At 73.1% G+C, this 25776-nt stretch carries 26 protein-coding genes and 1 riboswitch; of the genes, 21 read left to right on the plus strand and 5 right to left on the minus strand.

Features of this window, described 5'->3' with window-relative positions:
• Nucleotides 1–7 precede the first annotated feature (7 nt).
• A complete protein-coding gene (locus ACIBJE_RS08970; protein WP_396745612.1) occupies nucleotides 8–1336 on the minus strand; it encodes a Gfo/Idh/MocA family protein in 1329 nt (442 codons plus the stop codon).
• A 242-nt stretch (nucleotides 1337–1578) separates the two neighbouring features.
• On the opposite strand from ACIBJE_RS08970, the gene ACIBJE_RS08975 reads away from it, so the two are divergent.
• Genes ACIBJE_RS08975 through ACIBJE_RS09010 form a run of 8 tightly spaced genes read left to right on the plus strand, consistent with a single transcriptional unit; the run spans nucleotide 1579 to nucleotide 9080 of the window.
• Entirely contained in the window at nucleotides 1579–2697 is a 1119-nt protein-coding gene (locus ACIBJE_RS08975) for a LacI family DNA-binding transcriptional regulator (protein WP_396745222.1), read from the plus strand.
• Nucleotides 2698–2716: 19 nt separating this feature from the next.
• A complete protein-coding gene (locus ACIBJE_RS08980) occupies nucleotides 2717–4057 on the plus strand; it encodes an ABC transporter substrate-binding protein (RefSeq protein ID WP_396745225.1) in 1341 nt (446 codons plus the stop codon).
• Between the two features lie 28 nt (nucleotides 4058–4085).
• Nucleotides 4086–5069 (plus strand): carbohydrate ABC transporter permease, encoded by a 984-nt coding sequence (locus ACIBJE_RS08985; RefSeq protein ID WP_396745228.1) that lies wholly within the window; start codon nucleotides 4086–4088, stop codon nucleotides 5067–5069.
• Complete coding sequence (locus ACIBJE_RS08990) at nucleotides 5066–5944, plus strand: carbohydrate ABC transporter permease (RefSeq protein WP_396745231.1); 879 nt, start codon at nucleotides 5066–5068, stop codon at nucleotides 5942–5944. Before ACIBJE_RS08985 ends, ACIBJE_RS08990 begins: the two co-directional genes overlap by 4 nt.
• 4 nt (nucleotides 5945–5948) lie before the next feature.
• On the plus strand, nucleotides 5949–6560 hold the full coding sequence (locus tag ACIBJE_RS08995) for a hypothetical protein (protein ID WP_396745234.1): 612 nt from the start codon (nucleotides 5949–5951) through the stop codon (nucleotides 6558–6560).
• Nucleotides 6557–7489, plus strand: coding sequence for a PmoA family protein (locus ACIBJE_RS09000; RefSeq protein ID WP_396745237.1), 933 nt, complete (start codon nucleotides 6557–6559; stop codon nucleotides 7487–7489). Before ACIBJE_RS08995 ends, ACIBJE_RS09000 begins: the two co-directional genes overlap by 4 nt.
• On the plus strand, nucleotides 7486–8475 hold the full coding sequence (locus ACIBJE_RS09005; RefSeq protein ID WP_396745240.1) for a sugar kinase: 990 nt from the start codon (nucleotides 7486–7488) through the stop codon (nucleotides 8473–8475). The genes ACIBJE_RS09000 and ACIBJE_RS09005 overlap by 4 nt, the downstream gene beginning before the upstream one ends.
• Before the next feature lie 2 nt (nucleotides 8476–8477).
• Nucleotides 8478–9080: a bifunctional 4-hydroxy-2-oxoglutarate aldolase/2-dehydro-3-deoxy-phosphogluconate aldolase gene (locus ACIBJE_RS09010; protein ID WP_396745243.1), complete on the plus strand. Its 603-nt coding sequence runs from the start codon at nucleotides 8478–8480 to the stop codon at nucleotides 9078–9080.
• An 8-nt stretch (nucleotides 9081–9088) separates the two neighbouring features.
• Here ACIBJE_RS09010 and ACIBJE_RS09015 read toward each other — a convergent pair whose 3' ends face one another.
• Entirely contained in the window at nucleotides 9089–10105 is a 1017-nt protein-coding gene (locus tag ACIBJE_RS09015) for a LacI family DNA-binding transcriptional regulator (protein ID WP_396745246.1), read from the minus strand.
• 194 nt (nucleotides 10106–10299) lie between these two features.
• Between ACIBJE_RS09015 and ACIBJE_RS09020 the strand changes: the two genes are divergently transcribed.
• The 3 genes from ACIBJE_RS09020 to ACIBJE_RS09030 are packed head-to-tail and all read left to right on the plus strand — an operon-like array spanning nucleotide 10300 to nucleotide 13438.
• Entirely contained in the window at nucleotides 10300–11451 is a 1152-nt protein-coding gene (locus tag ACIBJE_RS09020) for a Gfo/Idh/MocA family protein (protein WP_396745248.1), read from the plus strand.
• A complete protein-coding gene (locus ACIBJE_RS09025) occupies nucleotides 11448–12599 on the plus strand; it encodes a dihydrodipicolinate synthase family protein (RefSeq protein WP_396745251.1) in 1152 nt (383 codons plus the stop codon). Before ACIBJE_RS09020 ends, ACIBJE_RS09025 begins: the two co-directional genes overlap by 4 nt.
• A 14-nt stretch (nucleotides 12600–12613) precedes the next feature.
• Nucleotides 12614–13438, plus strand: coding sequence for a sugar phosphate isomerase/epimerase family protein (locus ACIBJE_RS09030; protein WP_396745615.1), 825 nt, complete (start codon nucleotides 12614–12616; stop codon nucleotides 13436–13438).
• 50 nt (nucleotides 13439–13488) lie between these two features.
• On the opposite strand, the gene ACIBJE_RS09035 is transcribed toward ACIBJE_RS09030, so the two are convergent.
• Nucleotides 13489–14358 carry an FAD-dependent monooxygenase gene (locus ACIBJE_RS09035; RefSeq protein ID WP_396745254.1) on the minus strand — a complete coding sequence of 290 codons (870 nt, stop codon included), beginning with the start codon at nucleotides 14356–14358 and terminating at the stop codon, nucleotides 13489–13491.
• Between the two features lie 86 nt (nucleotides 14359–14444).
• On the opposite strand from ACIBJE_RS09035, the gene ACIBJE_RS09040 reads away from it, so the two are divergent.
• From ACIBJE_RS09040 to ACIBJE_RS09065, 6 genes are all read left to right on the plus strand, one after another.
• A complete protein-coding gene (locus tag ACIBJE_RS09040; protein ID WP_396745257.1) occupies nucleotides 14445–15050 on the plus strand; it encodes a TetR/AcrR family transcriptional regulator in 606 nt (201 codons plus the stop codon).
• A 176-nt stretch (nucleotides 15051–15226) separates the two neighbouring features.
• A riboswitch (cobalamin riboswitch) is annotated at nucleotides 15227–15411 on the plus strand.
• Between the two features lie 29 nt (nucleotides 15412–15440).
• Nucleotides 15441–16457 (plus strand): ABC transporter substrate-binding protein, encoded by a 1017-nt coding sequence (locus tag ACIBJE_RS09045; RefSeq protein ID WP_396745260.1) that lies wholly within the window; start codon nucleotides 15441–15443, stop codon nucleotides 16455–16457.
• 20 nt (nucleotides 16458–16477) lie between these two features.
• Complete coding sequence (locus ACIBJE_RS09050) at nucleotides 16478–17524, plus strand: FecCD family ABC transporter permease (protein ID WP_396745263.1); 1047 nt, start codon at nucleotides 16478–16480, stop codon at nucleotides 17522–17524.
• A complete protein-coding gene (locus tag ACIBJE_RS09055) occupies nucleotides 17524–18291 on the plus strand; it encodes an ABC transporter ATP-binding protein (RefSeq protein ID WP_396745266.1) in 768 nt (255 codons plus the stop codon). Before ACIBJE_RS09050 ends, ACIBJE_RS09055 begins: the two co-directional genes overlap by 1 nt.
• Nucleotides 18288–18998 (plus strand): CbiX/SirB N-terminal domain-containing protein, encoded by a 711-nt coding sequence (locus ACIBJE_RS09060; RefSeq protein WP_396745269.1) that lies wholly within the window; start codon nucleotides 18288–18290, stop codon nucleotides 18996–18998. The genes ACIBJE_RS09055 and ACIBJE_RS09060 overlap by 4 nt, the downstream gene beginning before the upstream one ends.
• A 20-nt stretch (nucleotides 18999–19018) precedes the next feature.
• Nucleotides 19019–19369, plus strand: coding sequence for a hypothetical protein (locus ACIBJE_RS09065; RefSeq protein WP_396745618.1), 351 nt, complete (start codon nucleotides 19019–19021; stop codon nucleotides 19367–19369).
• Between the two features lie 31 nt (nucleotides 19370–19400).
• On the opposite strand, the gene ACIBJE_RS09070 is transcribed toward ACIBJE_RS09065, so the two are convergent.
• Nucleotides 19401–20045: a TetR family transcriptional regulator gene (locus ACIBJE_RS09070; protein ID WP_396745272.1), complete on the minus strand. Its 645-nt coding sequence runs from the start codon at nucleotides 20043–20045 to the stop codon at nucleotides 19401–19403.
• A gap of 113 nt (nucleotides 20046–20158) precedes the next feature.
• On the opposite strand from ACIBJE_RS09070, the gene ACIBJE_RS09075 reads away from it, so the two are divergent.
• From ACIBJE_RS09075 to ACIBJE_RS09090, 4 genes are all read left to right on the plus strand, one after another.
• Entirely contained in the window at nucleotides 20159–21052 is an 894-nt protein-coding gene (locus ACIBJE_RS09075; protein ID WP_396745274.1) for a virginiamycin B lyase, read from the plus strand.
• 82 nt (nucleotides 21053–21134) lie between these two features.
• Nucleotides 21135–21809 carry a DUF5701 family protein gene (locus ACIBJE_RS09080; protein ID WP_396745277.1) on the plus strand — a complete coding sequence of 225 codons (675 nt, stop codon included), beginning with the start codon at nucleotides 21135–21137 and terminating at the stop codon, nucleotides 21807–21809.
• The gene (locus tag ACIBJE_RS09085) at nucleotides 21806–22561 is read left to right on the plus strand and encodes a nucleotidyltransferase domain-containing protein (protein WP_396745280.1); all 756 of its coding nucleotides are present in this window, start codon (nucleotides 21806–21808) and stop codon (nucleotides 22559–22561) included. The genes ACIBJE_RS09080 and ACIBJE_RS09085 overlap by 4 nt, the downstream gene beginning before the upstream one ends.
• Before the next feature lie 43 nt (nucleotides 22562–22604).
• The gene (locus ACIBJE_RS09090; RefSeq protein ID WP_396745282.1) at nucleotides 22605–23504 is read left to right on the plus strand and encodes a pentapeptide repeat-containing protein; all 900 of its coding nucleotides are present in this window, start codon (nucleotides 22605–22607) and stop codon (nucleotides 23502–23504) included.
• An 82-nt stretch (nucleotides 23505–23586) separates the two neighbouring features.
• On the opposite strand, the gene ACIBJE_RS09095 is transcribed toward ACIBJE_RS09090, so the two are convergent.
• The gene (locus ACIBJE_RS09095; protein ID WP_396745284.1) at nucleotides 23587–25701 is read right to left on the minus strand and encodes a discoidin domain-containing protein; all 2115 of its coding nucleotides are present in this window, start codon (nucleotides 25699–25701) and stop codon (nucleotides 23587–23589) included.
• Nucleotides 25702–25776 lie beyond the last annotated feature (75 nt).

A 25776-nucleotide genomic window follows, 5' to 3' on the forward strand; every position in this document is an offset into this window, starting at 1 on the left:
GGGCGGGTCAGGACAGGGTCAGCAGGTCGGCGACCCGGACCGGCTGCCCCGTGTCGAAGGATCGGTTGGCGGCCAGACCGGTGAGCAGCGCCAACGCGCCGTCCTGGGCGGTCGCCGCGCGGCCCATCGGGTCGGGCTCGCCGCCGAACAGCACCCGGGTCATCCGGGCGTCCGCGCCGCCGTGCCCCGCCCGGGTGTACCCCTCGACCGGCACCGTCTCCGGCGGGGACCAGAACGGCCGCAGGGTGATGGTCGCCGAGCCGGCCTCGGCTGCGGCCTCGTTGCCGTGCAGCGCGGCGCCCTTGAGCGCGCCGGCGGCCTGCGGGCTGACGAAGTCGCTCTCCACGACCTCCAGCTCCAGCCGGCCCCGGCTGCCGTTGACCATCACCCGGTAGCCCTCCCAGGGGGCGTACGCGGTGAGGTGGTAGGTCATGGTCGCGCCGGTGGAGTAGCGGGCCAGCACCGCCATGTCGTCCTCGATCGTCACCCCGGGGGCGAAGACGTTGCGGTCGCGGTGGTAGCCGTCCTCGCCCTCGGCGTCGAGGTACAACTCGCGCAACCGGGGGTGTGCGGCCAGGTGCAGGGCGAACGGGTCGTCGGCGGCGGCGGGGGAGCCGTGCACCCGGTCGTAGGCGCGGGCGTAGCCGTGCCGACGGCCGTGCTCGCCGTAGAAGAAGAGCCGGCCGGCGGCGTAGACCTCGACCGGTGTGGCGTCCAGCCACCAGTTGACCAGGTCGAAGTGGTGGCTGGCCTTGTGCACCATCAGCCCGCCCGAGTTGGCCCGGTCGCGATGCCAGCGGCGGAAGTAGTCGGCCCCGTGCCGGACGTCGAGCAGCCACTCGAAGTGCACCGAACCGATCTCGCCGACCGCCCCGTCCGCGAGCAGCTGCCGGACCTTCTCGTGCAAAGGGTTGTAGCGATAGTTGAACGCGACCCGCACCTGCCGGCCGGTCCGCGCCACCGCGTCGAGGATCCGCTGGCAGCGGGGCGCGTCGACGGTCATCGGCTTCTCGGTCACCACGTCGCAGCCGGCGTGCAGGGCGGCCACGATGTACTCGTCGTGGGTGACGTCGACGCTGGTCACCAGCACCACGTCGACCCGCTCCTCGGCGAGCATCGCGGTGAACTCGTCGGCGCGGTAGGTCGGCAGGGCGGGGTGGCCGAGTTCGGCCAGCCAGCGGTTGTGCGCGTCCATCCTGGCCTGGTTGACGTCGGCGAAGGCGACCAGTTCGGCGGTGTCGGCGTGGTCGAGCACCAGGGCCCGGACGAACATCTCGGCCCGGGCACCGGCACCCACCAGGGCGTGCCGGACCCGTGGTCCGGTTCCGGATGACATCACGATCGCCTCCCGGCGGCTGCAAAGGTTTGCAGCGAAGTAACCATGCCGGTTACACCTGCGTCAACGGTCGATGTCAAAGCGGCGGTGTAAATCCCGGTTTGCCCCAGTAGTTCCTAGCGGTGGGAGCGCGGCCGAAACGGAATCGACATCGAAGAACCCGTTGACAGCAACACAACCGTTTGCATTAATTGGCGGCACCCACGTGACCGCAGCCACACACCCGCAACCAAGGGGTCGCCGTGCCAGCAACCATCCGAGACGTCGCGCGGGCCTCCGGCGTGCACATCTCCACGGTCTCCCGCACGTTCTCGGCCCCGCACCTGGTCAACCCGGAGACCCGGGTCCGGGTCCTCGCCTGCGCGGAGGAACTCGGCTACCGGCCGAACCGGGCCGCCCGGGCCCTGATCACCGGGCGGACGCACAACATCGGCCTGATCATCGCCGACATCGCCAACCCGTTCTTCCCACCCCTGATCAAGGCGGCGGAGAGCCAGGCCCGGCACCGCGACTACCACGTCTTCGTCGCCGACACCAACGAGGACCCGGTCGCCGAGGAGGAACTGGTCCACGCGCTGGCCAAGCAGGTGGACGGGGTCCTGCTCTGCAGCCCCCGGATGAGCAACAGCCTGATCGAACAGCTCAGCCGGGAGGTGCCGTTGGTGGTGATAAACCGCCAGGTCGCCGGCTTGCCCTGCGTGATGATGGACGTGGGCCAGGGCGCCCGGGCGGCGATCGAGCACCTGCTCGACCTCGGCCACCGGAAACTGGCCCTGCTCAGTGGCCCCCGTGGCTCGTGGACCAGCCGGGAGATCCGCCGGGCCGCCGTCGCGGCGGCCCGCAGCGGGGGCGCGGAGCTGACCGTGCTCGGCCCCAACCCGCCCACCGAGACCGGCGGCGCCGGACTGGCCGACCAGGTCCGCCGCAGCGGGGCCTCGGCGGTGCTCGCCTACAACGACCTGATGGCGATCGGGCTCATCGAGGGGCTCGACGCGTACGGGATCCGGGTGCCGCAGGACGTCAGCGTCGTCGGGATCGACGACATCACGCTCAGCCGGCTCACCCGACCCAAGTTGACGACGGTGGCCACGCCTACCTCGGCCGCCGGCCGGACGGCCGTGGACATGCTCCTGCAACACGACACCGGCGTTCGCACGCGCGGTGTCCGCAGCGGCACGTCCGACGACCGTCGCACCACCGCACAGGTACTGCTCCAGACCGAACTGGTCATCCGCGACTCGACCGCACCCGCAACTCCGGACGGTCGAAGCCGTTCCGGTGCCGTCGCCGACCCGGACCCGCACTGTCCTGCGGGCCCGGGTCACCCGGTGACGGCCACCGGTGGCGCCGTCGCCTCCTAACGCCAAGGAGTGAGCGCACATGCACCCCGCAACCACCCCCACCGCCGGCCCGCCCCCCGGGCCTTCCCACCGTACTCCCCGCCGTCGGCTGCTTCGCGGCCTGCTCGCGGCGGTCGTCGCCGTGCCGCTGGTGCTCGGTGCCGCGGCCTGCGGCGACGACGACGCGGCCAGCTCCGACCCGAACGCCCCGGTCAAGCTCTCCATCTTCTGGTGGGGCGGTGAGGCCCGGGCGAAGCTGACCGAGGAGGCGCTGGCCCTCTACACCAAGAAGCACCCGAACGTCACGTTCGAGAAGACCTGGCAGGCCAACCAGGGCTACTTCGACAAGCTGGCCACCCTCACCGCGGGCGGCAACCCGCCGGACATCTTCCAGATCGACGACAACTACCTCTCCGAGTACGCCTCCCGCAACACCACGCTCGACCTGACGAAGTACAAGGACGACGGGGACCTCGACGTGTCGAAGTTCCCGGAGAGCCTGTGGCAGTACGGCGTGGTCGACGGCAAGCTGGCCGGCATGGCCTCCGGGGAGAACACCCAGGGCCTGGTCTACAACAAGACCCTCCTGCAGAAGAACGGCCTCCCCGAGCCGACCACCGGGATGAGCTGGGAGGAGCACATCGCCTGGGCCGAGCAGGTGGCGAGGAAGACCAAGCTCGGCACCCAGGACCCGAGCGCCGACTACAAGGCGTTCTGGGTGTGGCTGCGTCAGCAGGGCAAGGACCTGTACAACGGCTCCGACCTCGGCTTCACCGTCGAGGACGTGACCAAGTGGTTCGAGCTGTGGAAGGGCGCCCGGGACCGCAAGGCGACCCCCACCTCGGACGTCATCCACGAGGGCAACGCCACCGACATCACCAAGCAGCTCGTGGTGACCGGCAAGGCGGCGACCTCCTGGGTCTGGGTCAACCAGATGCCGGAGCTGAAGAAGAACACCAAGGACGAGCTCGGCGTGATCGCCTACCCGGGTGACCCGAGCGCCCAGTGGGCCCGTGCCTCGATGTACTGGTCGGTGTTCCGGGGCAGCAAGCACAAGGACGTCGCCGTCGACGTGCTCAACTTCCTCGCCAACGATCCGGAGGCGGTCAAGATCCTCGGCACCGACCGGGGTCTGCCCTCCAACCTCGATCTGCGCAAGCAGGTCAGCGACGCGGTCACCGACCCGGCCATGAAGCAGTCCATCCAGGTCGAGTCGGACCTCGCGCAGAAGTTCGGCGCGGCGCCGCAGGTGCCGATCAAGGGGCACAGCAAGGTGCGGTCCGAGCTGACCAAGGCCGCGGAGAACGCCCAGTACGGGCGGGCCACCCCGGCCGAGGCGGCGAAGCAGTTCGTCGACGCCTGCAAGTCCGCCATCGCCTGACCCGCCAACGCTCGGAAGGAGTCGGCCCGTGGCCCTGACCACCGCGCCCGACCCGACCCGCCGCGGCACCGGATCCGTCCGGCCCAGCGCCAACCGGCGCGGGGCCGGCGGATTCCGGAACAGCGAAGGTCTGGCGGGTTACGTCTTCCTGTCGCCCTGGCTCATCGGCCTGATGGCCGTCACGGCGATCCCCATGCTCCTGTCGCTCTACCTGAGCTTCACCAACTACGACATCCTGACCCCCTGGTCAGAGGTCGAGTGGGTGGGGTTCGCCAACTACGAGCGCATGTTCACCAGCGACCCGTCCTACTGGCACGCGGTCCAGGTGACCCTGAAGTTCGCCCTGATCGCGGTCCCGCTCAAGCTGGCCGCCGCGCTCGGGGTGGCCCTGCTGCTCAACCACGCCTGGCGCGGGGTCGGGCTGTTCCGGGGCCTGTTCTACCTGCCGTCGCTGCTCGGTGGCAGCGTCGCGCTCGCCATCGTCTGGGTGAACATGTTCAACCGGGACGGTGCGTTCAACTCGCTGCTCGCGTTCTTCGGCATCGAGGGCAAGCCCTGGGTCAACGACCCGGACTGGGCGCTGGAGACCCTGATGGTGCTGGCGATCTGGCAGTTCGGCGCGCCCATGGTGATCTTCCTGGCCGGGCTGAAGCAGGTCCCGACCGAACTGTACGAGGCCGCCTCGGTCGACGGGGCCAACAAGTGGCGGCAGTTCCGCGCCGTGACCCTGCCCATGCTCTCCCCGGTGATCTTCTTCAACCTGGTGCTGGAGACCATCAACGGCTTCCAGGGCTTCACCGCCGCGTTCGTGCTCAGCAACGGCACCGGAGGCCCGGTCGACTCGACCCTGATGTACACGCTCAACCTGTACATCGCCGGTTTCACCGACCTGAGCATGGGCTATGCCTCGGCGATGGCCTGGGTCTTCCTCCTCGCCATCGCCATCATCACCGTGGTCTTCTTCAGCACCGGTCGGTTCTGGGTGCACTATTCGGACGGGGAGGACCGGTGACGGCACTCGCAACCCCGGCGGCCGTCCGGCGGCGCGGTGGCGCCGGCCGGCAGACGGTACGCCTGCTCGTGCTGGTCGCGATCCTGGGCGTGGTGCTCTACCCGCTGTTCTGGATGCTCGGCACGTCGGTCAAGTCCCAGCAGGAGATCGTCAACAACATCGGCCTGCTGCCGGAGGTCTTCACCCCGGGCAACTACCGGGACGGGTGGACCAACTTCGACATCAGCTTCGGCCGGTTCTTCCTGAACAGCGCCATGGTCAGCCTGCTGTCGGTGGTCGGCAACGCGGTCTCCTGCCTGCTGGCCGCGTACGCCTTCGCGCGGTTGCGGTTCAAGCTGCGGGGCGTCTGGTTCGCCGTGATGATCGGGACGCTGCTGCTCCCCGGTCACGTGCTGATCGTCCCGCAGTACATCCTCTTCCGGAGCATGGGCATGGTCGGTGGCGACTGGCCGTACCTGCCGCTGCTGGTGCCGCAGTTCCTGGCCACCGAGGCGTTCTTCGTCTTCCTCATGGTGCAGTTCATGCGCGGCATCCCCCGCGAACTGGACGAGGCTGCCAAGATCGACGGGGCCAGTTCGTTCGGCATCTTCCGGCACGTGATCCTGCCGCTGAGCCGACCGGCGCTGGTCACCACGGCGATCTTCTCGTTCATCTGGACCTGGAACGACTTCTTCCGCCAGTTGGTGTTCCTCTCCGAACTCCAGGACTACACCGTCCCGGTGGCGCTGACCCTGTTCATCGACTCCACCAGCCAGAGCGCGGTCGGACCGATGTTCGCCATGTCGGTGCTGTCCCTGCTGCCGGTGTTCCTGTTCTTCGTCGCCTTCCAGCGGATGCTGGTCGAGGGCATCAACACCAGCGGTCTGAAGGGGTGAGGTGATGAGCGTCGACGCGCCCGCCCGGCGGGACTGGCGGGACACCGCCCGCGACGCCAGTGACCTGGCGGTGCTTGGCTTCGCCCTGGTCCTGGCCGCGCTGCCGGTGCTGACCGCCGGGGCGGCCGTCGCCACCGCCAGCGCGGCGGTGCACGACTGGCTGACCACGGGGACGTGGCCGTCGGCGCGCGACAACCTGCGCCGGTACGGCCGGGCGCTCCTGCCCGGCGTACCGGTGACCCTGCTGGCCCTGGCGGTCGCCGCGCTGGTGGTGCTGGACCTCACCGCCCTGGCCCGGGGCGCGGTGCCCGGAGGCACGCCGATGGTGCTGGTGACCGTCGTGGTGGTGGCCTCGGCCCTCGGGTACGCCGCGGTGGCCCTGGTCGAGATCGGCCGGACCGGCGGTCGGGGCTGGCGGGCGGCGGCCCGGACCGCCGCCCGGTCCTGCCTCGACCGGCCGGCGCTGTGGGCCGGCACCGGAGCGGTGGCCGCGATCGTCGTGCTGCTCACCGCCCTGGTCCACCCGGTCGCGGTGCCGATTCTCGCCGGGTACGCCGTGGCCGCCCTGCACGCCGTGAACCGTCGTCTCCCGGCCACCCGATGGGAGCACCCGTGACCGAACCGACCACCACGCCGGTGACCAACCACCTGTCCGGCACGCGGCCGACCGTGTCCGCCCCCTCCGGCGTGGACCCGGGGAGTCCGGACGACCCCCGCCTGCGGGTGGGGGAGCGGGAGGTGGCCCGGTACGTCCTCGACCCGGCCCTGGACGCCACGCACGGGCCCCGTCCCTTTCTGCACCCGGTGCGGACCCTGGCCGGCACGACGGTCACCGACGCGCTTCCCGCCGACCACGTCTGGCACCTCGGGGCCTCCCTGACCGTGCAGGACGTCAACGGCACCAACCTGTGGGGCGGGCGCACCTACGTCCGGGACACCGGCTACACCTGGCGGGAGGACCACGGCCGGATCCGCCACGTCGACTGGGAGCGGCGCGAACCCGACCGGCTGGAGCACCGCCTGCACTGGTGCGACCGCGACGGCGGGATCCTGCTCACCGAGGGACGCCGGCTGGCGGCGCGGGCCCTCGACGACGGCTGGGTGCTGGACCTCGACTACACCCTGACCGCTCCGGACGACACCGACGTCACCCTCGGCAGCCCGGCGACCAACGGCCGTCCCGGCGGGGCCGGCTACGGCGGGTTCTTCTGGCGGGCCGTCGCCGCCACCCCGCCCCGGGTCTTCACCGCGCTCGCCGAGGGGGAGGAGCGGGTCAACGGCAGCGCCGAGCCCTGGGTCGTGCTCGCCGGCACCACGGCGGAGGGCGCGGCGTACACCCTGCTCTTCGCCGGCCTCGCCGACGGTGACCGGTGGTTCGTGCGCGGCAGCATGTATCCGGGGGTGTGCGCGGCGTTCGCCTTCGACACCCCCCGGGTGATCCCGGCCGGTGAGTCCCGGTCGGGCCGGCACCGGATCGCGGTGCTCGACGGTCACCTCGACCGGGACGCCGCGACCGCGTTGGCCGCCCGGCTGGACCGGCCATGACCGGCAGCCCTCCCGAGGTGGTCACCGTCGGGGAGACCATGGTGGTGTTCAGCCCCGACGGGTCGGTCCCGCTGGAACGGGCCGAGCGGATGACGGTGCACGTCGGCGGCGCGGAGTCCAACGTCGCGATGTACCTCGCCGCGCTCGGCCACCGGGTGGCCTGGGCCAGCCGGGTCGGGGACGATCCGTTCGGCCGGATGGTGCTGCGGCACGTCGCCGACGCCGGGGTCGACGTCACCGGCGTCACCGTCGACCCGGACGCGCCGACCGGCGTCTACGTCAAGGACCCGACCCCTGACGGGACCCGCGTCCACTACTACCGGGCCGGCTCGGCGGCGTCCCGGATCGACCCGACGCTGCTCGATGACCCCGGTGCCGCCGGTGCCCGGCTGCTGCACCTCAGCGGCATCACCCCGGTGCTCTCCGAGTCGTGCCGGGCGCTGGTCGAGGCGGCGCTCGTCGCCCGGGCACTGCCGGGCGTCACGGTCAGCTTCGACGTCAACTACCGGCCCCGCCTGTGGCCCGTCGAGCGGGCCGCGCCGGTCCTGCGGGATCTCGCCGGCCACGCCGACGTGGTCTTCGTGGGCCTGGACGAGGCGTGGACGTTGTGGCGCACCCCCGACCCGGCGGCGGTGCGCCGGCTGCTGCCCGGACCGTCCGTGGTGGTGGTCAAGGACGGGGCGGTGGGCGCGACCGTGCTGGCCCGCGAGGGCCGGGTGAGCTTCGTGCCGGCACTGCGCGTCCCGGTGGTCGAGCCGGTCGGCGCGGGCGACGCGTTCGCCGCCGGCTACCTGTCCGCGCTGCTGCGTGACCTCGACCCGGTGGCCGCCCTGCGCTGGGGCCACCTGGTCGCCGCGCACGCCCTGCGGGTGCCCGGTGACCACGCCCCGCTGACCGCGCGGGCGGACCTCGACGACCTGGCGGGTGTGCCGGCCGACCGCTGGCCGACGGTGCGCCTGCCCGAACTCCGCCCCGAAGGGACCTGACCATGTCTCCGCACGACTTCGCCCCGGTCTTCGGCCACGCCCGGGTGATGGTGATCCTGCGCGACCTGCCGGCGGAGGAGACCGTCCGGCTCGCCGGTCGGGCCTGGGACCTGGGCATCGAGGTGGTGGAGGTGCCGGTACGCACTCCGGACGCGCTGCCCGCGCTGCGGGCCGCGGTGAAGGCCGGCCAGGAGCGGGACCGCCGGGTGGGGGCAGGCACCGTCTACACCGTCGAGCAGGTACGCGAGGCCGCGGACGCCGGGGCGGCGTTCACCGTCGCGCCGGGCTTCGACCCTGCGGTGGTGGACGCCGCCACCGGGTGCGGCCTGCCGCACCTGCCGGGGGTGGCCACCCCCACCGAGGCGCAGCGGGCCCGGGATCACGGGCTGCGGTGGCTCAAGGCGTTCCCCGCCGCCAGCCTCGGTCCGCAGTGGTTCCGCGCGGTCGCCGGCCCCCTGCCCGAACTGCGGTTCGTCGCCACCGGCGGGATCGACGCCGGTAACGCCGGTGACTTCCTCGCCGCCGGGGTGCGGGTGGTGGCGGTCGGCTCCGCGTTGGCCGACCCGGCGCAGATCGACCGGCTCGCCGAACTGGCCCGGGGCTGAGCGGTCGGTCAGGCGGGCGCCGGGGCGGTGCTGTCGCGCAGGACCACCCCGGCGTCGAGCACCTCGATCCGGTCCCCGACGATCCCCGGCTCCAGCGCCAGGGTCATCGCGCGTGCGCCCATCTCGACCAGTGGCAGCCGGACGGTGGTCAGGGTCGGCGTGACGTCGCGGGCGATCGGCATGTCGTCGAAGCCGGTGACCGAGACCTGGTCGGGCACGTCCACTCCCCGGGCCCGCAGCAGGGACAGCGCGCCGACCGCCATGGAGTCGTTGAGCGCCACGATCGCCGTCAGGCCGGGCACCGCGTCGAGGAGGCCGGCCGTCGCCTCGGCCCCGCTGTCCCGGTCGAACTCGGCGTAGCGGACCTGCTCCTCGGGCAGGGACAGCCCCCGCTCGGCGAGGGCACGGCGCAGCCCGACCAGCCGGTCGGTGGTCGTGGTGAGCAGCCGGGGACCGGCCACCACCCCGATCCGTCGGTGACCGAGTGCGAGCAGTTCCCGGGCCAGCAGGTAGGCGCCGTTCTCGTTCGCCGGCATCACCGCGTCGCCGGCATGCTCGTGCCGCCCGATCACCGCGACCCGGCCGCCGGTCGCCTCGTACGCGGCGAGCTGTTCGTTGAGCCGGGTGGTGAAGCTGTCGTCGTGGTAGCCGGAGCCGGCCAGGATCATCGCCGCGACCTGCTGGCCGCGCAGCAGGTCGACGTACTCCAGTTCCCGCTCCGGGTCGCGGTAGCTGTTGCAGATGATGAGTAGTTTGCCGCAGGCGGTCGCCACCCGTTGCAGCCCCCGGGTGATCTCGGCGAAGTACGGGTCGGAGACGTCGTGCACGATGACGCCGACCACGCTGCGCTGGGGACGGGCCAGGAGTTGGGCGTGGGCGTTCGGGACGTACCGCAGGTCGGCCACCGCCCGCAGCACCCGGTCGCGCAGCTCCTCGGTGACGGTCTTGCTGCTGCCGTTGATAACCCGCGACGCGGTCGCGGGGGAGACCCCGGCCCGCCGGGCGACGTCGGCCAGCGTCGCCATGGCCACCCCCGAGTTGCTCTGTTGATGTGGTCGCGCCCTGGGGCGCGGCCCCAGGCTACCGCAGCCGGCAGGACGGTCCCAGCCGCCGTGAGGTCCGGCACGCCGGGTGAACGGGCGGGGGAAAGGCCTTGCCCGGCGGAGTAGGGGGCCATACCCTGCTTGGGAAAGCGCTTGCCTGAGGTGGAAGGAAGATCATGACCCGCAGGCCGATCGGTATCATTCTCAACGGCGTCACCGGCCGGATGGGGTACCGGCAGCATCTCGTCCGCTCCCTGCTCGCCATCCGTGAGCAGGGCGGCGTCCCGCTGGACGACGGCACCACCATCTGGCCGGAGCCCGTGCTCGTCGGCCGCAGCGAGACCCGGCTCCGGGACATCGCGGAGCGGCACGGCCTCGCCGACTGGACCACGGACCTGAGCGCCGCCCTGGCCCGCGACGACGTCCGGATCTACTTCGACGCGCAGGTGACCCAGCAGCGGGAGAAGGCGATCCGCCAGGCCATCGAGGCCGGCAAGCACGTCTACACCGAGAAGCCGCTGGCCGAGACGAGCGCCGCCGCGCTCGACCTGGCCCGCGCCGCCACCGCCGCCGGCCTGCGGACCGGGGTGGTGCAGGACAAGCTCTTCCTCCCGGGCCTGCGCAAGCTCAAGCGCCTCATCGACGGCGGCTTCTTCGGGCGGATCCTCTCCGTCCGGGGCGAGTTCGGCTACTGGGTCTTCGAGGGCGACTGGCAGCCCGCCCAACGTCCCTCCTGGAACTACCGGGCCGAGGACGGCGGCGGCATCGTCGTCGACATGTTCCCGCACTGGCAGTACGTGCTCGAGGAGCTGTTCGGTCAGGTCAAGGCGGTCACCGCGGTCATCGCCACGCACATTCCCCGCCGGGTCGACGAGTCCGGCAACTCCTACCCGGCCACCGCCGACGACGCCGCCTACGGCATCTTCGAGCTGGCCGACGGGATCATCGCCCAGCTCAACTCCTCCTGGTGCGTCCGGGTCAACCGGGACGAGCTCGTCGAGTTCCAGGTCGACGGCACCGAGGGCAGCGCCGTGGCCGGCCTGCGCGGCTGCCGGATCCAGCACCGCGCGGTCACCCCCAAGCCGGTCTGGAACCCGGACCTGCCGGTGACCGAGAGCTTCCGGTCCCAGTGGACCGAGGTGCCGGACAACGAGGAGTTCGACAACGGCTTCAAGGTGCAGTGGGAGGCGTTCCTGCGACACGTCGTCGCCGGTGAGCCGTTCGGATGGGACTTCCTCGCCGGTGCCCGGGGCGTGCAGCTCGCCGAACTCGGTCTGCTCTCCGCGCGGGAGGGCTGCCGCGTCGAGGTGCCGGAGCTGGACCGATGACCGCCGAGGTCCGCCTGCCCGGTGGAGAGACCTACCGCCTGACCGGTGGCACCGCTTTCGTGCGGCCGGCCGGTCCACCGACCTCCCGGATCGCGTACGCTGCCGCGCACGTGGTCGCCGACCCCACCGCCGAGAACGTCCCCGGGGCCCCGGCCGTCCTGGACTGGGAGACCACCCTCGCCTTCCGGCACCACCTCTGGTCGCACGGCTTCGGGGTCGCCGAGGCGATGGACACCGCCCAGCGCGGCATGGGGCTCGACCACGCGGCCACCCGCGAGCTGATCCGGCGCAGCGCCGCCGAGGCCCGCTCCGTCGGCGGGCGCATCGTCGCCGGGGTCAACACCGACCACCTGCCCCCGGGCAGCTACCCGGTGGCCGAGCTGACCGCCGCGTACCGCACCCAGTTGGAGGAGGTGCTGACCGCCGGGGCCCGCCCGGTGCTGATGTGCAGCCGGCACCTCGCGGCGGCGGCGACCAGCGCCGACGACTACCTCACCGTCTACTCCGAACTGCTGGCCGCCAGCGACGAGCCGGTGGTGCTGCACTGGCTCGGCGACATGTTCGACCCGGCGCTGGCCGGCTACTGGGGCGCCACCGACCTGGACCTGGCCGCCGACACGGTGGTCCAACTCGTCAAGGACCACGCCGACAAGGTCGACGGCATCAAGATCTCCCTGCTCGACGCCGACCGCGAGATCGCCCTGCGTCGCCGGCTGCCCGCCGGGGTGCGCCTCTACACCGGCGACGACTTCCACTACCCGGAACTGATCCGGGGCGACGAGCAGGGATACTCCGACGCCCTGCTGGGCATCTTCGCCGCCATCGCCCCGGCCGCCGCAGCGGCGCTGGCCGCCCTGGACGCCGGGGATTCCGACACGTACGAGCGGATCATGGCGCCCACCGTGCCGCTGGCCCGGCACCTGTTCGGTGCCCCCACCTGGCACTACAAGACCGGAATCGTGTTCCTGGCCTGGCTGACCGGCCACCAGGAGCACTTCACCATGGTCGCCGGTCAGCAGGCCGGCCGGTCCCCGGCGCACCTGGCCCGGCTGCTCGTCCTCGCCGACCGGGCCGGACTGCTGCCCGACGCCGACCGGGCCGCCGCGCGGGCCCGGGCCTTCTTCACCGTCGCCGGGGTGGCCCAGTGACCGCCCCACAGGTCATGCCGGACGTCGGCCACGCGGCGGGGCTGGCCCGGTTCTCCTTCAACCAGGCGACCGCCAAGCACTGGCCTCTCGAAGAGGTGGTCGCCGGATGTGCCGACGCGGGCGTACCCGGCATCGGGCTGTGGCGCGAACCGATCGGTGAGTACGGCGCGGAACGGGCCGCGCGCCTGGTCCGGGCCGCCGGCCTCACCGTCACCTCGCTGTGCCGCAGCGGGTTCTTCACCGCCGACGACTGGCGGACGGAGAACCTGCGGGCCATCGAGGAGGCGGCCACCCTGGACTGTCCGGTGCTGGTGCTGGTCTCCGGCGGGCTGCCCCCGGGCAGCCGTGACCTCGACGGGGCCCGCCAGCGGGTCGCCGACGCCATCGCCGAACTGGCCCCGCACGCCGCCGCGGCCGGGGTGACCCTGGCCATCGAACCACTGCACCCGATGTTCTGCGCGGACCGGTGCGTGATCGCCACCCTCGGCCAGGCCCTCGACATCGCCGAGCGGTTCGAGCCCGGCACGGTCGGGGTGGTGGTGGACGCGTACCACGTCTGGTGGGACGACACCGTCTACCACCAGATCGCGCGGGCCAGGGACCGGATCGCGGCGTTCCAGGTGTGCGACTGGATCACCCCGTTACCGGAGGGGGTGCTGCTCGGTCGGGCATTGCCCGGCGAGGGCTGCATCGACCTGCGCCGGCTCCGCGAGGCGGTGGACGCCGCCGGCTACGCCGGCCCGATCGAGGTGGAGGTCTTCCACGCCGACGTGTGGGCCCGCCCCGGCCGGGAGGTGCTGGACGCCTCCGTCCGGGGCTACCGGGAACACGTGCTCTGACGCCGACCGCCGCCGCCCGGTCCCCTCCACCGGGCGGCGGCGGTGGCGGGTCACACCGGGGTACGGGTGTCGACCGGGGGACGCCAGCGGGCATAGCCGACCATCGGGCGTAGCGCCACGCCCGGCGGCACCAGCCGGGTCAGCGTGTCCCGCACCGCGATCGCCGCCGGACTACGCAGGTACTGACCGAAGCGTCCGAGCCGGTACGACGCGCGGGCCATCTGCTGGGTGCGCGGGCGGCGGTCCCGGTCGTACGCGGCCAGGGCGGTGGCCGGATCCGGTGTCACCGCGCAGTGGTAGCCGAGGACGGCGGCGTCCTCGAGCGCCATGGCGGCGCCCTGGCCCAGATGCGGGGTCATCGCGTGGGCGGCATCACCGAGCAGCACCACCCGACCCCGGACGTAGCCGGGCAACGGCGTGGCGACGTGGTACACGTCGTGGCGGAGCACCCGCTCGGGCGCGGTCGCGGCGAGCAGCTCCGGAATCGGGGCGTGCCAGGACCCGAAGATCCGGCGTACCTCGGCCATCTCGTCGCCGGCCCGCTCCCCGGGCGGACAGGTGAGCCCGCCGAACCAGAAGACCCGGCCGTCGCCGACCGGCGCCATGCCGAACTCCGTCCCCGGCCCCCAGGTGACCGACGCCGCCACCGGCACCGGCCACTCGACCACCGCCCGCCAGGCGGTGGTGCCGGCGTACACCGGTGGCGGGGTTTCCGGCCAGAGGCGGGTCCGCACGACGCTGCGCAGCCCGTCCGCGCCGACGACCAGGTCGGCGCGGAGGGTCTGTGATCCACCGGTACGGCGCACGTCGACCTCTGCGCCCTCGTCGTCCGTGCGGACGGTGTGCACCTCCGCGCCGCCGTGCAGCGTGTCCGCCGGCAGCGCCTCACCACCGACCACCACCGCCCGGTGTCCCCTCATCCTCCGCCTTTCTACAGGTGTAGAAGTTCATACTACGGCGACCATACGGCCAGTGAGGGGACGCAGTGACGGGTCGGGCAAAACGGGTGGAACTGCTGGCGGACGCCGCCATCGCGCTGATCGCCGAGCGGGGGATGCGTGGGCTCACCCACCGCGCGGTCGACGCCCGGGCCGAGGTGCCGGCCGGCACCACATCGGCGTACCTGAGGACCCGCCGCGCCCTGGTGGAGGCGGTGGTGCAGCGTCTGGTCGACCTGAACCGCGTCGACTTCGCCGCCCGCCGGCTACCGGTCGACGCACCCGCCGGAGAACGGCCGCCGCTCACCCCGGCCGACCTCGACCGCCTCGCCGCCGGCATCGCCGCGCTGTTCGACACCTGGCTCAGCACCGGCCGCGACCGGGTCCTGGCCCGGTACTCCTGCCAACTGGAGGCCACCCACCACCACGAGCTGCGGCAGATCCTCGAGCACGGCACCGTCATGCGGGAACAGGCCCGCGACATCCTCGCCCGGGCCGGTGCGGCGCACCCCGACCGGCAGGGCGACCAGTTCCTCGCCTTCGTCGACGGTCTGCTCTTCGACCGGCTGGTCGGCACCGGCGGGCTGAGCGCCCCCACCCCCGGCACCGAGGAGAGCCGCGTCGACCTGCGCGACGCCATCCGCAGCCTGCTCCGCGCGCTGACCGGCCGCTGATCCGGACCGGGCGTCCAGCCCGGTCCGGCCGCTCGGTGCCCGCTGCCCGCCGGTACGCCCTGCCGCCACGTGGCCGGCGTCCGCTGTGGCATCCGGCGCGCCGGTCGTCGGCTGTGGACCCATATGTCGATCATCGGCGTGGTGTTCGTCACCGTGACACCCTCGATGACCGGCGGCTAGGGTGACGCTGCCGTGGTGCTCGGGAAGCCGGTGAGATGCCGGCGCGGCCCTCGCCACTGTGATCGGGAAGTCCGCGACCCTCGTCGTCAAAGAGGCCACTGGGCGTAGGTACGCCTGGGAAGGCCGGCCACGGACGCACCACCCGTCAGCCAGGAGACCGGCCACGGCACTGTGACGAACCGTCCACGAGGTGCTGGAAGGCGATTCCCGATGCGCGAACGTGCTGTCTGGTCCACCCTGTCCCGGCGCGCTGCCGCGCCCCTGACCGCCCTGGTCCTCCTGATCGGCGGGTGCGCCGGCGCGGACGACGACCCCGCGACCGCCCCGACGTCGGCCGCCCCGGTGAGCGTGACCAACTGCGGCACGCCGGTCACCGTGGCCGGCCCGCCGAAGCGGGCGGTGACCATGAACCAGCCGGCCACCGAGATCATGCTGGCCCTGGGTCTGGCCGACCGGATGGCCGGCACGGCGTACCTGGACGACGCGATCCTGCCCGAGTACGCCGACGCGTACGCAAGGGTGCCGGTGCTGGCCAAGGAGTACCCGGCCCGGGAGAAGCTGCTGGAGGCGGAGCCGGACTTCGTCTACGGCTCCTTCCAGAGCGCCTTCGGCGACGAGGGGGCCGGTGACCGGGCCGAACTGGCGAAACTCGGCGTCGGCTCGTACCTCTCCCCGGCCGGCTGCCCGGCGCCGCACCGGCCGGCGAAGCTCACCATCGACCACGTGTTCACCGAGATCCGCGACATCGCGGCCGTCTTCGGGGTGCCGGAGCGGGCCGAGAAGCTCATCGCCGACCACCGGACCCGGCTCACCGCCGCCGCGGGCCGGATCGACGACGCCGCGGAGCTCTCCGTGCTCTGGTGGGACGCGGGCACCGACGCGCCGAGCGTGGGAGCATGCTGTGGCGGCCCCGGGATGATCATGTCGGCGGTCGGCGTCACCAACGCCTTCGCCGACCTGACCGGGGCGTGGGCGGACAGCGGCTGGGAGACCGTCGCCGACCGCGACCCCGACGTGATCGTGCTGGTCGACGCGACCTGGGACACCGCCGCCGCGAAGCGGGCCTTCCTGACCGGCCACGCCACCCTGCGGCACCTCGGGGCGGTGGCGGGCCAGCGGTTCGTGGTCATCCCGTTCTCGTCCACCTCGGCCGGGGTGCGGATCGTGCTCGGTGTCGAGGCGCTCGCCGAGGGCGTCGCCGGGCTCCCCGACGGGACCGGACGCTGACCACCGCCACCGCCCCGACCGTGCCCGCCCCGGCGGGGGTCCGGGCCCGCCACCCGACCGGCCCGGCCCTGCTGGTGGCCGGGCTGGTGGTGGCTCTGGTGGCCTCGGTCGGCGCGGCGGTCACCCTCGGTCCGGCCGACATCTCGATCCGTACCGTGTGGACGGTGGTCGGCGACCGGCTGGGCCTGGTCCACTCCGACGTGCCGCTGCTGCGCGAGCACATCGTCTGGCGGCTGCGACTGCCCCGGGTGCTCGGCGCGGCGGTGGTCGGGGCGGGGCTGGCGGCGGTCGGCGCGGTGATGCAGACCGTCACCCGCAACCCGCTGGCCGACCCCTACCTGCTCGGGATCTCCTCCGGGGCGTCGCTCGGCGCGGTCGCGGTCCTCGTCGTCGGGCTCGGCGGCGGGATCGCCTCGCTGACCGGCGGTGCGCTGGTCGGCGCGCTCGCCGCGTTCGTGGTGGTGATCACGGTGGCCGGCCTGCGCGGGGCACTGGAGCCCACCCGGGTGGTGCTCGCCGGGGTGGCCGTCGCCCAGCTCTGTGCCGCCGCGACCTCGTTCGTCATCATCTGGGTCGCCGAACCGCACGCCACCCAGAGCATCACCTTCTGGCTCTCCGGCTCGCTGGCCCGGGTCGACTGGTCCGCACTGGCCTGGGCCACCCCGATCCTGGTGGCCGTGCTCGCCCTGGTGGCGGCGTACGCCCGGCTGCTCAACGCGTTCGCCTTCGGCGAGGACGCCGCCGCCGCCCTCGGCGTCCCGGTCGGCCGGGTCCGCTGGCTGCTGCTGGTGGCGACCGCGCTGCTCACCGCCGTGCTGGTCGCGATCAGCGGCGCAATCGGCTTCGTCGGGCTGATCCTGCCGCACGCCGCCCGGTTCTTCACCGGGGCGGACCACCGGCGGCTGCTGCCCGTCGTGGTGCTGGCCGGCGCGATCTTCCTGGTCTGGGTGGACACCGCCGCGCGGACCCTCTTCGAGCCCCGGGAACTGCCGGTCGGTGTGCTGACCGCGCTGCTCGGCGTGCCCGCCTTCGTGGTGCTGCTGCACCGGCAGAGGACGCGCGGCTGATGCTGGACGTCACCGGGGTGTCCTGGACCGTCGCGGCCCGACGGATCCTCGACGACGTCACCTGCGCGGTCCCGTCGGGCAGCCTGGTCGGGCTACTCGGACCGAACGGCTGCGGCAAGACCACCCTGTTGCGGATCGTCGCCCGGCTCACCGCCGCTGACCGCGGGCGGGTCGTCGTCGACGGCGACGACCTCACCACCCTCTCCCGGTCCACGCTGGCCCGTCGGGCCGCGCTGCTCGCCCAGCACGCCGACACCGACCTCGACCTCACCGTCGCCCAGGTGGTGCTGCTCGGTCGCATCCCGCACCGCCGGTCGCTCTGGTCCGACACCACCGCCGACCGGGAGGCGGCGGCCGAGGCGCTGGCCCGGGTCGACCTGACCGGGTACGCCGACCGTCGGTGGCACACCCTCTCCGGCGGCGAGCGGCAGCGGGTGCAACTGGCCCGGGCGCTGGCCCAGCAGCCCCGGTTGCTGCTGCTCGACGAACCCACCAACCACCTCGACATCGGCCACCAGTTGCACCTGCTGCATCTGGTCCGCCGTTCCGGGGTCACCACGCTCGCCGCCCTGCACGACCTGAACCTCGCCGCGATGTTCTGCGACAGCGTGGTCGTCCTGGCCGGCGGGCGGGTGGTCGCCACCGGCGCACCCGCCGAGGTGCTCACCCCCGGGCTGCTCGCCGAGGTGTACGGCGTCCGGGCCGACGTCGCGGCGCACCCGGTCACCGGGCGTCCCACCATCACCTACCACCCGCCGCTGTCATGACCCACGTGCTGCTGGTGGCCCGCGCGGTCGTCCACGTCGGTGGTCAGGACACCGTGCACCGGCTCGCCGACGAGGTGGCGGTGGCGCTCGGCGTGCCGGTGGCCGCGTGCTTCCTGGACGGCGCGGCCCCGTCCCTGCACGCCGCGCTGGACGCGGCCGTCGCCGCCGGCGTCGACGAGGTGCTGCTGGTCCCGACCCACCTGCCACCCGACCGGTACCTGGAGACGTGGATCCGCCGCGCCCACGCGCACTGGGCCGCCGGGCACGACGATCCGCCCCGCGTCTCGGTCAGCGCGCCCCTGGCCGACCAGCCCGGCCTGGTCGGCGCGCTCACCGAGGCGGTGACCGGCCCACGTCAGCCGCTCGGCGGCACGCCCGGTCCGTTCCGCAGCCCGGCGTGGTCGCACATCACCCCGCACCGGCACCACGTCCTGGTCTGCCGGGGTCCGCGCTGCACGGCGTACGGCGCCAACGAGGTGGCCGAGCGGCTCACCCGAGGGCTGGCCGCGCACGGCCTGGGCGACGAGGACGCCCTCGTCACCGCGACCGGCTGTCTCTTTCCCTGCAACCTCGGCCCGCTCGTGGTGGTCCACCCCGACGACGTCTGGTACGAGCGGGTGGACCCGGATCTCGCCGGGCGGATCGCCGAGGAACACCTGGGACGGGGACGGCCCGTCGACGACCAGCGCCCGAGGAGCCGACCATGACCGATCCGTCCGGTTGCCTGGTGACCGTGTGCCGGGACTGCTGCTGTGGCAGCGCCCGCAAGCACCCGTCGGTCGACCACGACGCGCAACTGCGCCGCCTGCGGGCCGGCCTGCCCGCACCACACCGGCTGCGGATCAGTGCCTGCCTCGACCTGTGCGCGCAGTCTAACCTGGTGGTCGTCCACCCCGCGCCGAAAGCCCGGCGGGCCGGCGCGCGACCGGTCTGGTTCGGTCTGGTCCTCGACGACGTCGTGGTCGACGACATCACCAGGTGGATCCGGGCCGGCGGGCCGGGCGTGGCACCGCTCTCCGCCGCGCTCGAACTGTCGGTGGTCGCACCCGGACTGCCGGAACCGGGCCGCCGCCGCTGAGGCACCGGTGTCGACCGGCACCTCTGCCTCATCAGGCGGCGGGGCGGACGGCGTAGTCGCCGAGCGCGGGCTCCAGCAGGGCGAAGGCGGTGTGGGTGTCGTCGGTGACGCGCCGCGCGATCTCGTCGTCGGCGCGTCCGTCGAGCGTCAGGCGCAGCGTCTCCTCGAACAGCAGCCGCAGGACGCCGCCCAACTGTCCGGCCACGACCCGGGGTCGGATGTCGTCGGGCGCCGCGCCGGTCTGCTCGGCGAGCGCGTGGGCCAGGGCCCGTTCGCGGTCGTCGTGGAACTCGCGCAGCCGGGCGACCAGCGCGGGACTGCCGGTGACCATCCGGGCGAACTCCGGCCCGGAGAAGCCGATGACCGGGTCGTGCGCGGCGACGGCGGACAGGTAGGACCGGCGCAGCGCGGCCAGGGCCGACTCACCGGGCGCCCGCTCGCGGACGGTGGTGGCCGGCCCGTCGACGAACATGTCCCGCAGGTCGAGGGCGAGGTCCTCCTTGCGGGGGAAGTAGTTGGTGACGGTCATCTTGGCCACCTGGGCGGCTGCGGCCACCTCGGCGATCGTGACGTTGTCGAAGCCCCGCTCCAGGAAGAGCCGGGTGGCGTGGTGCGAGATGTTCTCCCTGGTAATGCGCTTCTTTAGGGCTCGCAGCCCGGTCGGCTCTCCGCTCATGGCGTCATCGTACTTAGGTCTATACCAAATTTATAGTTGACATATTGTTGGGTTGGATCTAAGTTCGTCCCCTGTCCGTAGCGACGGGCCGTCCACGAACGGGAGGAGCCGCTGTGCGCAGCGTGACCATCGACGAGTTCCCGGTGGCCGAGCCGGACGCCGGGCCGTACGCGCTCGTCACCGGGCCGGACGGCGCGCTCTGGTTCACCCTGGTCCACCAGGGTGGGATCGGCCGACTCGTCCCCGGGGAGATGCCGGCCGTCCATCCACTCGACCCGGACTGCGGCCCGACGATGATCGCCTCGGGACCGGACGGCGCCCTGTGGTTCACCGAGTACCGGGCCGACCGGATCGGGCGGATCACCACCGACGGCCGGGTCACCGAGTTCCCGCTCGCCACCCCGGGTGGCGGGCCGTACGGCATCGCCGCCGGACCCGACGGCGCGCTCTGGTTCACCGCGACCGCCGCCGACCGGATCGGCCGGGTCACCACCGACGGCCGGATCACCGAGTTCCCGCTCCCGGCCACCGGCGCCTTCCCCTCCGCGATCGTCGCCGGCGGCGACGGCGGCATGTGGTTTACCCTCAACCAGGCCAACGCCGTCGGACGCATCGGCATGGACGGGGCGGTCACCCTGCGGCCCCTGCCGACCGCCGCCGCCGCGCCGGTCGGGATCACCGCCGCCCCGGACGGCGTCCTCTGGTTCGTCGAGATCGGCGCCGGCCAGATCGGCCGGATCGTGCCCGGCGGCGAGGTCGAGGAGTTCCCGTTACCCGACCGGACCGCCCGCCCGCACGCCGTCACCACCGACCGCACCGGTGCCCCCTGGTTCACCGAGTGGGGTGCCAACCGCGTCGGCACCGTCACCCACGACGGCACCATCGTCGTCCACGACCTGCCCACGCCGGGCTCCGAACCGCACGGCATCACCTGCGGCCCGGACGGGGCGTTGTGGGTGGCGCTGGAGAGCGGCGCGCTGGCCCGGGTCGCCCCCGTCCACGCCTGACCGTCCCGCCCCGTCCCGACCGCCCGTGGGCCCGGTCCACGGTCGGACGCCCCGTCCCGACCGGCTCTTCCGAGAGGACCCCATGACCCAGCAGCCCTCCCACGACGCGGGCACCGAGTTCGACCGGCAGGTCCGCACCCTCCTCGACCTCGACTACCCGGCCCTGGCCGGCCTCGACCCGCAGCGGTTCGCGGACTCGCTCGCCCCGCTGCGGGAGGTCGCCGTCGGCCACGGCGACACCCCGCCGGACGCGGTGGCCGGTCGGGTGCCGTTCCTGCTCGTGGTCACCCGTCAGCTCGCGCCGATCGACCAGACCATGCCCCGCACCACGCTGCCCGGCGGACGTAAGCCGGGATTCGTCGACGGGTCCTTCGAACCGGGTTCCCTGGAACGCTTCGTCGCCACCGCCACCACGGTCCTGCCCGACCGGGACGCCTACCTCCTGCTCGACGTGGAGCGCGGCGAGGAGTTCTGCGGCGTCGTGCCCAACGACGCGATGGACACCATCGCCGGGCGGGGCCGGACCCTGCTCACCATCGAGGAGGGGATCGCCCTGATCACCCACTTCCCGCAGGTGCTGGTCAAGAACAAGTGCTTCTCGCTCGGCGGCTCCCGCTCGGGTGACCGCCGGGTACCGGCGATCTGGATCAGTCAGAGGTCCCCCAAACTCGGCTGGTGCTGGGCCGGCAACCCGCACACCTGGCTGGGCATGGCCTCCGCCGGCGCGCGCCGGGCCGCTGGTACGAACGAAGAATGACTCACGACGCTGCCACCCGCGTCGCGGTGGACGAGTTGACCGCGTCGATCGTCACCGTGCTCGGTACCGGACTCCGATCGGTGATCCTGCACGGGTCCCTGGTTGCCGGCGACTTCCGTCCGGGCCGCAGCGACATCGACGTCCTCGCCGTCGTGCCGGACGGGCTGACCGACCGGCAGGCCGACAGCCTGGAGGAGACGGTGCGCCGCGCCCGGCTCGGCGACGCGACCGGCGTGGACCTGCACGTGGTGACCGCCGACGTCGCGGCCACGCCGACCCGGACCCCGCCGCTGGAACTGCACGTCGGCCGCTACGACCACACCTCGGTCGGCGTCGAGGTGGCCCGCCGGGTGACCGCCGACCCGGACCTGCCGGCCGAGTTGTCCACCGCCCGCGCGCACGGGCGGTCGTTGTACGGTGCCGGGGCCGGCGAGGTTCTCGGGCCGGTGCCGCCCGGCTGGCTGCACGAGCGCGGGCGGCACTGGCTGACCACCTGGCGGTCGCTCACCGACGACGAGGAGAACGCCGCGTTCATGGTGTTCACCGCCGCCCGGATCTGGCGGTTCGCGGTCGAGGGCACGCACTGCGGGAAGACGCGCGCGGCCCACTGGGCGCTGGCCCGGGACCCGTCCCTGACCGTGCTCCGTGAGGCGTTGCACCGGGACGAGGTCGACCCGGCCGCCCCGGTCGGCGAGGAGGGCATGCTCCGGCTGTTCGACACCGTGCTGCGGGAGACCGCCCCGCCCCGGTGACCGTCGGCGGCGCTGCCGTCCGGACCGGATAGGCTTGCCTGTCGTGCGCACCGACCGCAACCCCACGCCCACCGCCCTGCCCCGCGCGGCGGACCTGCGGGCGGACTGCGCGCGGTGCTTCGGCCTCTGCTGCTACGTGCCGGCGTTCGCCGCGTCCGCCGACTTCGCCGTCGACAAGCCCGCCGGCACCCCCTGCCCGAACCTGGGGGACGACTTCCGCTGCGGAATCCACGACCGGCTGCGGGACCGGGGCTTCCCCGGCTGCACCGTCTTCGACTGCTTCGGGGCGGGGCAGCACCTCGCCCAGGTCACCTTCGGCGGTCGGGACTGGCGTGCCCACCCCGAGCTGGCCGGCCCGGTACGCGCTGTCTTTCCGGTGCTGCGCGCCCTGCACGAGCTGCTCTGGTACGTCACCGAGGCGGTGGCGCTGCGTCCCGGCGAGCCACTCGACGGTGAGCTGCGGCAGGTGGGGGAGCGGCTCACCGCCCACACCCGACTCGGCCCGGACGAGCTGCGTGCGGTGGAGGTGGACGCCCTGCGCGGCGAGGCCAATCCGGTGCTCACCCGGGTCAGCACCCGGGTCCGTTCCCGGGGCGGCCGGCCGGGCCGCGACCACCGGGGCGCGGACCTGGTCGGGGCGGACCTGCGCCGGGCCGACCTGCGGGCGGCGAACCTGCGCGGGGCGTACCTCATCGGCGCGGACCTGCGGGGCGTGGACCTGCACCTGGCCGACCTGACCGGGGCCGACCTGCGCGGGGCCGACCTGCGCGGCGCGGACCTGGCCGGCAGCATCTTCCTCACCCGGGCCCAGCTCGACGCCGCCCGGGGGGACGCCCGAACGGCGGTGCCGGTGTCGCTCGGCCGTCCGACGCACTGGTCGCCGACCCCGGTCACCATCGCCCGGGGGCCCGCCGGCGGCCGGCGCGGCCCCGCCGCGTGGTAGCAGGGGTCCCCTGCTCATCAAGAAACGACTGCAGGGGACCCCTGCTACCACCTCAGCGGGCGGCCGTGGGGCGGTGCGGCGGTCAGGCGGCGTACACCTCCAGTCGGGAGAGCTGTCCGGCCGGCCACCCGGTGTTGCCGGTCACCTGGATCCGGACGTACCGCGCCGTGGTCGCGGCGACGGTGACGCCCACCTGGTTGCCGGCGGCGGGGTCGAAGACCCGACCGGCCGGCGCGGCGATCGTGCGCCAGCTGCTGCCGTCGTTGCTGGCCTGCACGGACAGGGTCTGGGTCCGCGTCGACCAGGTGGCCGAGGGTGGCAGGCCGAGCACCAGCCGTCCGATCGACGTGGCGACGCCGAGGTCGACCTGCACCCACTGCGGGAACGTGCCCCCGGCGCTTTCCCAGTAGCTGTGGGCGTCGCCGTCGACGACGCGTCCGCCGACGTGCTCCCCGGTGTGGCTGCTCGCCGCGGTCGTCCTGCCCCGGGCCAGGTCGGTCGTCGGCGGGGCGGTGGTGGCCGCGTACACCTCGACCTGGGCGAGCTGCGCCGCCGGCCACGCGGTGTTGCCGGTGACCGTCACCCGCAGGTGCCGGACGGTGGTCGTCGGCACGGATACGGTCGCGGTGTTGCCGGTCGCCGGATCGAACCGGACCCCGGCCGGCGCGGCGAGCGTGGTGAAGGTGGTGCCGTCGGTGCTGCCCTGTATCGACAGGGCCTGGGTGCGGGCCTCCCAGCCGGGCGGTAGGGCGAGGACGATCCGGGACACCGGGTGGGCGGTGCCGAGGTCGACCTGCCACCACTGGGGGAAGACGCCGTTGGTGGCCTCCCAGTAGCTGCCCCGGTCGCCGTCGACCGCGTTGCCGGCGGCGAACGGGCCGTTCTGGCTGCTGGCGCTGGTCGGGCGTCCGGCGGCCAGGTTTCCGCCGGGCGGTGGACCGCCGCCGACCACGGGTGGGGTGGGCCGGACCGGGGTGAGGGCGAGCTGGCCCTTGAGCATCCGGCCCCCGTCGGCGGTGATGCGCAGGTAGTAGTCGGCGGAGCAGAACGTGCCGTCCTCGTCGAGCGAGCGGATGCCCACCCCGGCCGGCGTGGTCGCCTGCGTCTCGGTGGTCTTGGCGATCTGGTTGCCCTCGTTGTACTCGTCGAACATCGATACGTAGAGGCCCTGCGCGCCGAGCCGGATCATGTTGTAGAGATGCCGCCAGTAGAAGTCGCCGTGCCGCCGGTGTCCGGCCGACAGGTCGCCGGGCATCACGCAGGGCTGGTAGTCGATGCCGTGCGCGGCGCAGTCGGCCAGGTCGGGCACGTTGACGTTGGTGTGGAACCAGTCGAGCCCGTCCAGGGTGCCGGTGCGTCCCACCATCCACGGGGAGAGCATGTGGAACGCGTGGTAGACCTCGGAGAAACCCGGCCGCGAGTCGTTGATGCCCTGCCGCCAGTAGGTGGGCACCCCGCCGATGACGTAGCAGCCCCGCGCCTTGAACCACTGCACGACGTCGAGGCACGCCGCCGGGGCGAACGGACGGCCGTCGTCGTTGAACCCGAAGCCCCAGATGCAGACGACCGGCTTGCCGTTCTGCCGGGCGTACGCCGGGGAGGCGGTGTGCGCCGACATCCGGTTGGTCCAGTCCTCCTTGATCTGCGACTGCATCGCCGTCCAGCTCGTGACGTCGTACATGATGTAGAACTTGCGCCCGTGCCGCTCGGCTGCGTCGCGGACCTTGACCGCCATCGCGTCCCGGGTGGGTCCCTCGTCGCCGAACGGGTTGAACCGCTGCAACGCGGCGGTGTCGCAGCCGTGGTCCCGCATCCAGCGGAAGTGGGTGTCGACGGTCTGCTGGTCGTAGGAGGAGAAGAGCCGCGCCGGCTGGCCGTTGCCGAGCGCGGGGTAGGCGGTGGTGTAGCCGTGTGTGTACTCCCGCATGTCGGGCCAGGACACGATGGTCGTGTTGGCCGGTGACGGTGGCTGGAAGCGGTCCCGGCTCCAGTGCCACCAGCCGCCGATCGGCGCGCCGTCGCCCGGGCAGCTGAACCAGCCCTGGTAGCCGACGGTGATCTTGCCGACCACGTCGCCTGGCGGGCTCGCCGCATCGGCCGACGGGGTGCCGCCCGGCACCAGGCCATCGGGCGAGACGGCGGCGAGCGCGGTGCCGGCCGCCACGGATCCGATGAGCGTACGGCGGGAAAGTCCCATGGTGATCCCTCCTCGTGGGAATGACGAGAGCTGACGGTCGCGGTGCGGCCGGTGGGTGGCGCGAGCGCGGTCCCT

Origin of the sequence: Micromonospora sp. NPDC050187 (genome assembly GCF_044459745.1) — a bacterium.
Lineage (GTDB): Bacteria > Actinomycetota > Actinomycetes > Mycobacteriales > Micromonosporaceae > Micromonospora.

Coding starts and splice junctions, on each gene's coding strand:
- ACIBJE_RS08970 (WP_396745612.1), bottom strand. CDS start 1,336: ATGTCATCCGGAACCGGACCACGGGTCCGGCACGCCCTGGTGGGTGCC.
- ACIBJE_RS08980 (WP_396745225.1), top strand. CDS start 2,717: ATGCACCCCGCAACCACCCCCACCGCCGGCCCGCCCCCCGGGCCTTCC.
- ACIBJE_RS08995 (WP_396745234.1), top strand. CDS start 5,949: ATGAGCGTCGACGCGCCCGCCCGGCGGGACTGGCGGGACACCGCCCGC.
- ACIBJE_RS09005 (WP_396745240.1), top strand. CDS start 7,486: ATGACCGGCAGCCCTCCCGAGGTGGTCACCGTCGGGGAGACCATGGTG.
- ACIBJE_RS09010 (WP_396745243.1), top strand. CDS start 8,478: ATGTCTCCGCACGACTTCGCCCCGGTCTTCGGCCACGCCCGGGTGATG.
- ACIBJE_RS09015 (WP_396745246.1), bottom strand. CDS start 10,105: ATGGCGACGCTGGCCGACGTCGCCCGGCGGGCCGGGGTCTCCCCCGCG.
- ACIBJE_RS09020 (WP_396745248.1), top strand. CDS start 10,300: ATGACCCGCAGGCCGATCGGTATCATTCTCAACGGCGTCACCGGCCGG.
- ACIBJE_RS09025 (WP_396745251.1), top strand. CDS start 11,448: ATGACCGCCGAGGTCCGCCTGCCCGGTGGAGAGACCTACCGCCTGACC.
- ACIBJE_RS09030 (WP_396745615.1), top strand. CDS start 12,614: ATGCCGGACGTCGGCCACGCGGCGGGGCTGGCCCGGTTCTCCTTCAAC.
- ACIBJE_RS09035 (WP_396745254.1), bottom strand. CDS start 14,358: ATGAGGGGACACCGGGCGGTGGTGGTCGGTGGTGAGGCGCTGCCGGCG.
- ACIBJE_RS09045 (WP_396745260.1), top strand. CDS start 15,441: ATGCGCGAACGTGCTGTCTGGTCCACCCTGTCCCGGCGCGCTGCCGCG.
- ACIBJE_RS09055 (WP_396745266.1), top strand. CDS start 17,524: ATGCTGGACGTCACCGGGGTGTCCTGGACCGTCGCGGCCCGACGGATC.
- ACIBJE_RS09060 (WP_396745269.1), top strand. CDS start 18,288: ATGACCCACGTGCTGCTGGTGGCCCGCGCGGTCGTCCACGTCGGTGGT.
- ACIBJE_RS09070 (WP_396745272.1), bottom strand. CDS start 20,045: ATGAGCGGAGAGCCGACCGGGCTGCGAGCCCTAAAGAAGCGCATTACC.
- ACIBJE_RS09080 (WP_396745277.1), top strand. CDS start 21,135: ATGACCCAGCAGCCCTCCCACGACGCGGGCACCGAGTTCGACCGGCAG.
- ACIBJE_RS09085 (WP_396745280.1), top strand. CDS start 21,806: ATGACTCACGACGCTGCCACCCGCGTCGCGGTGGACGAGTTGACCGCG.
- ACIBJE_RS09095 (WP_396745284.1), bottom strand. CDS start 25,701: ATGGGACTTTCCCGCCGTACGCTCATCGGATCCGTGGCGGCCGGCACC.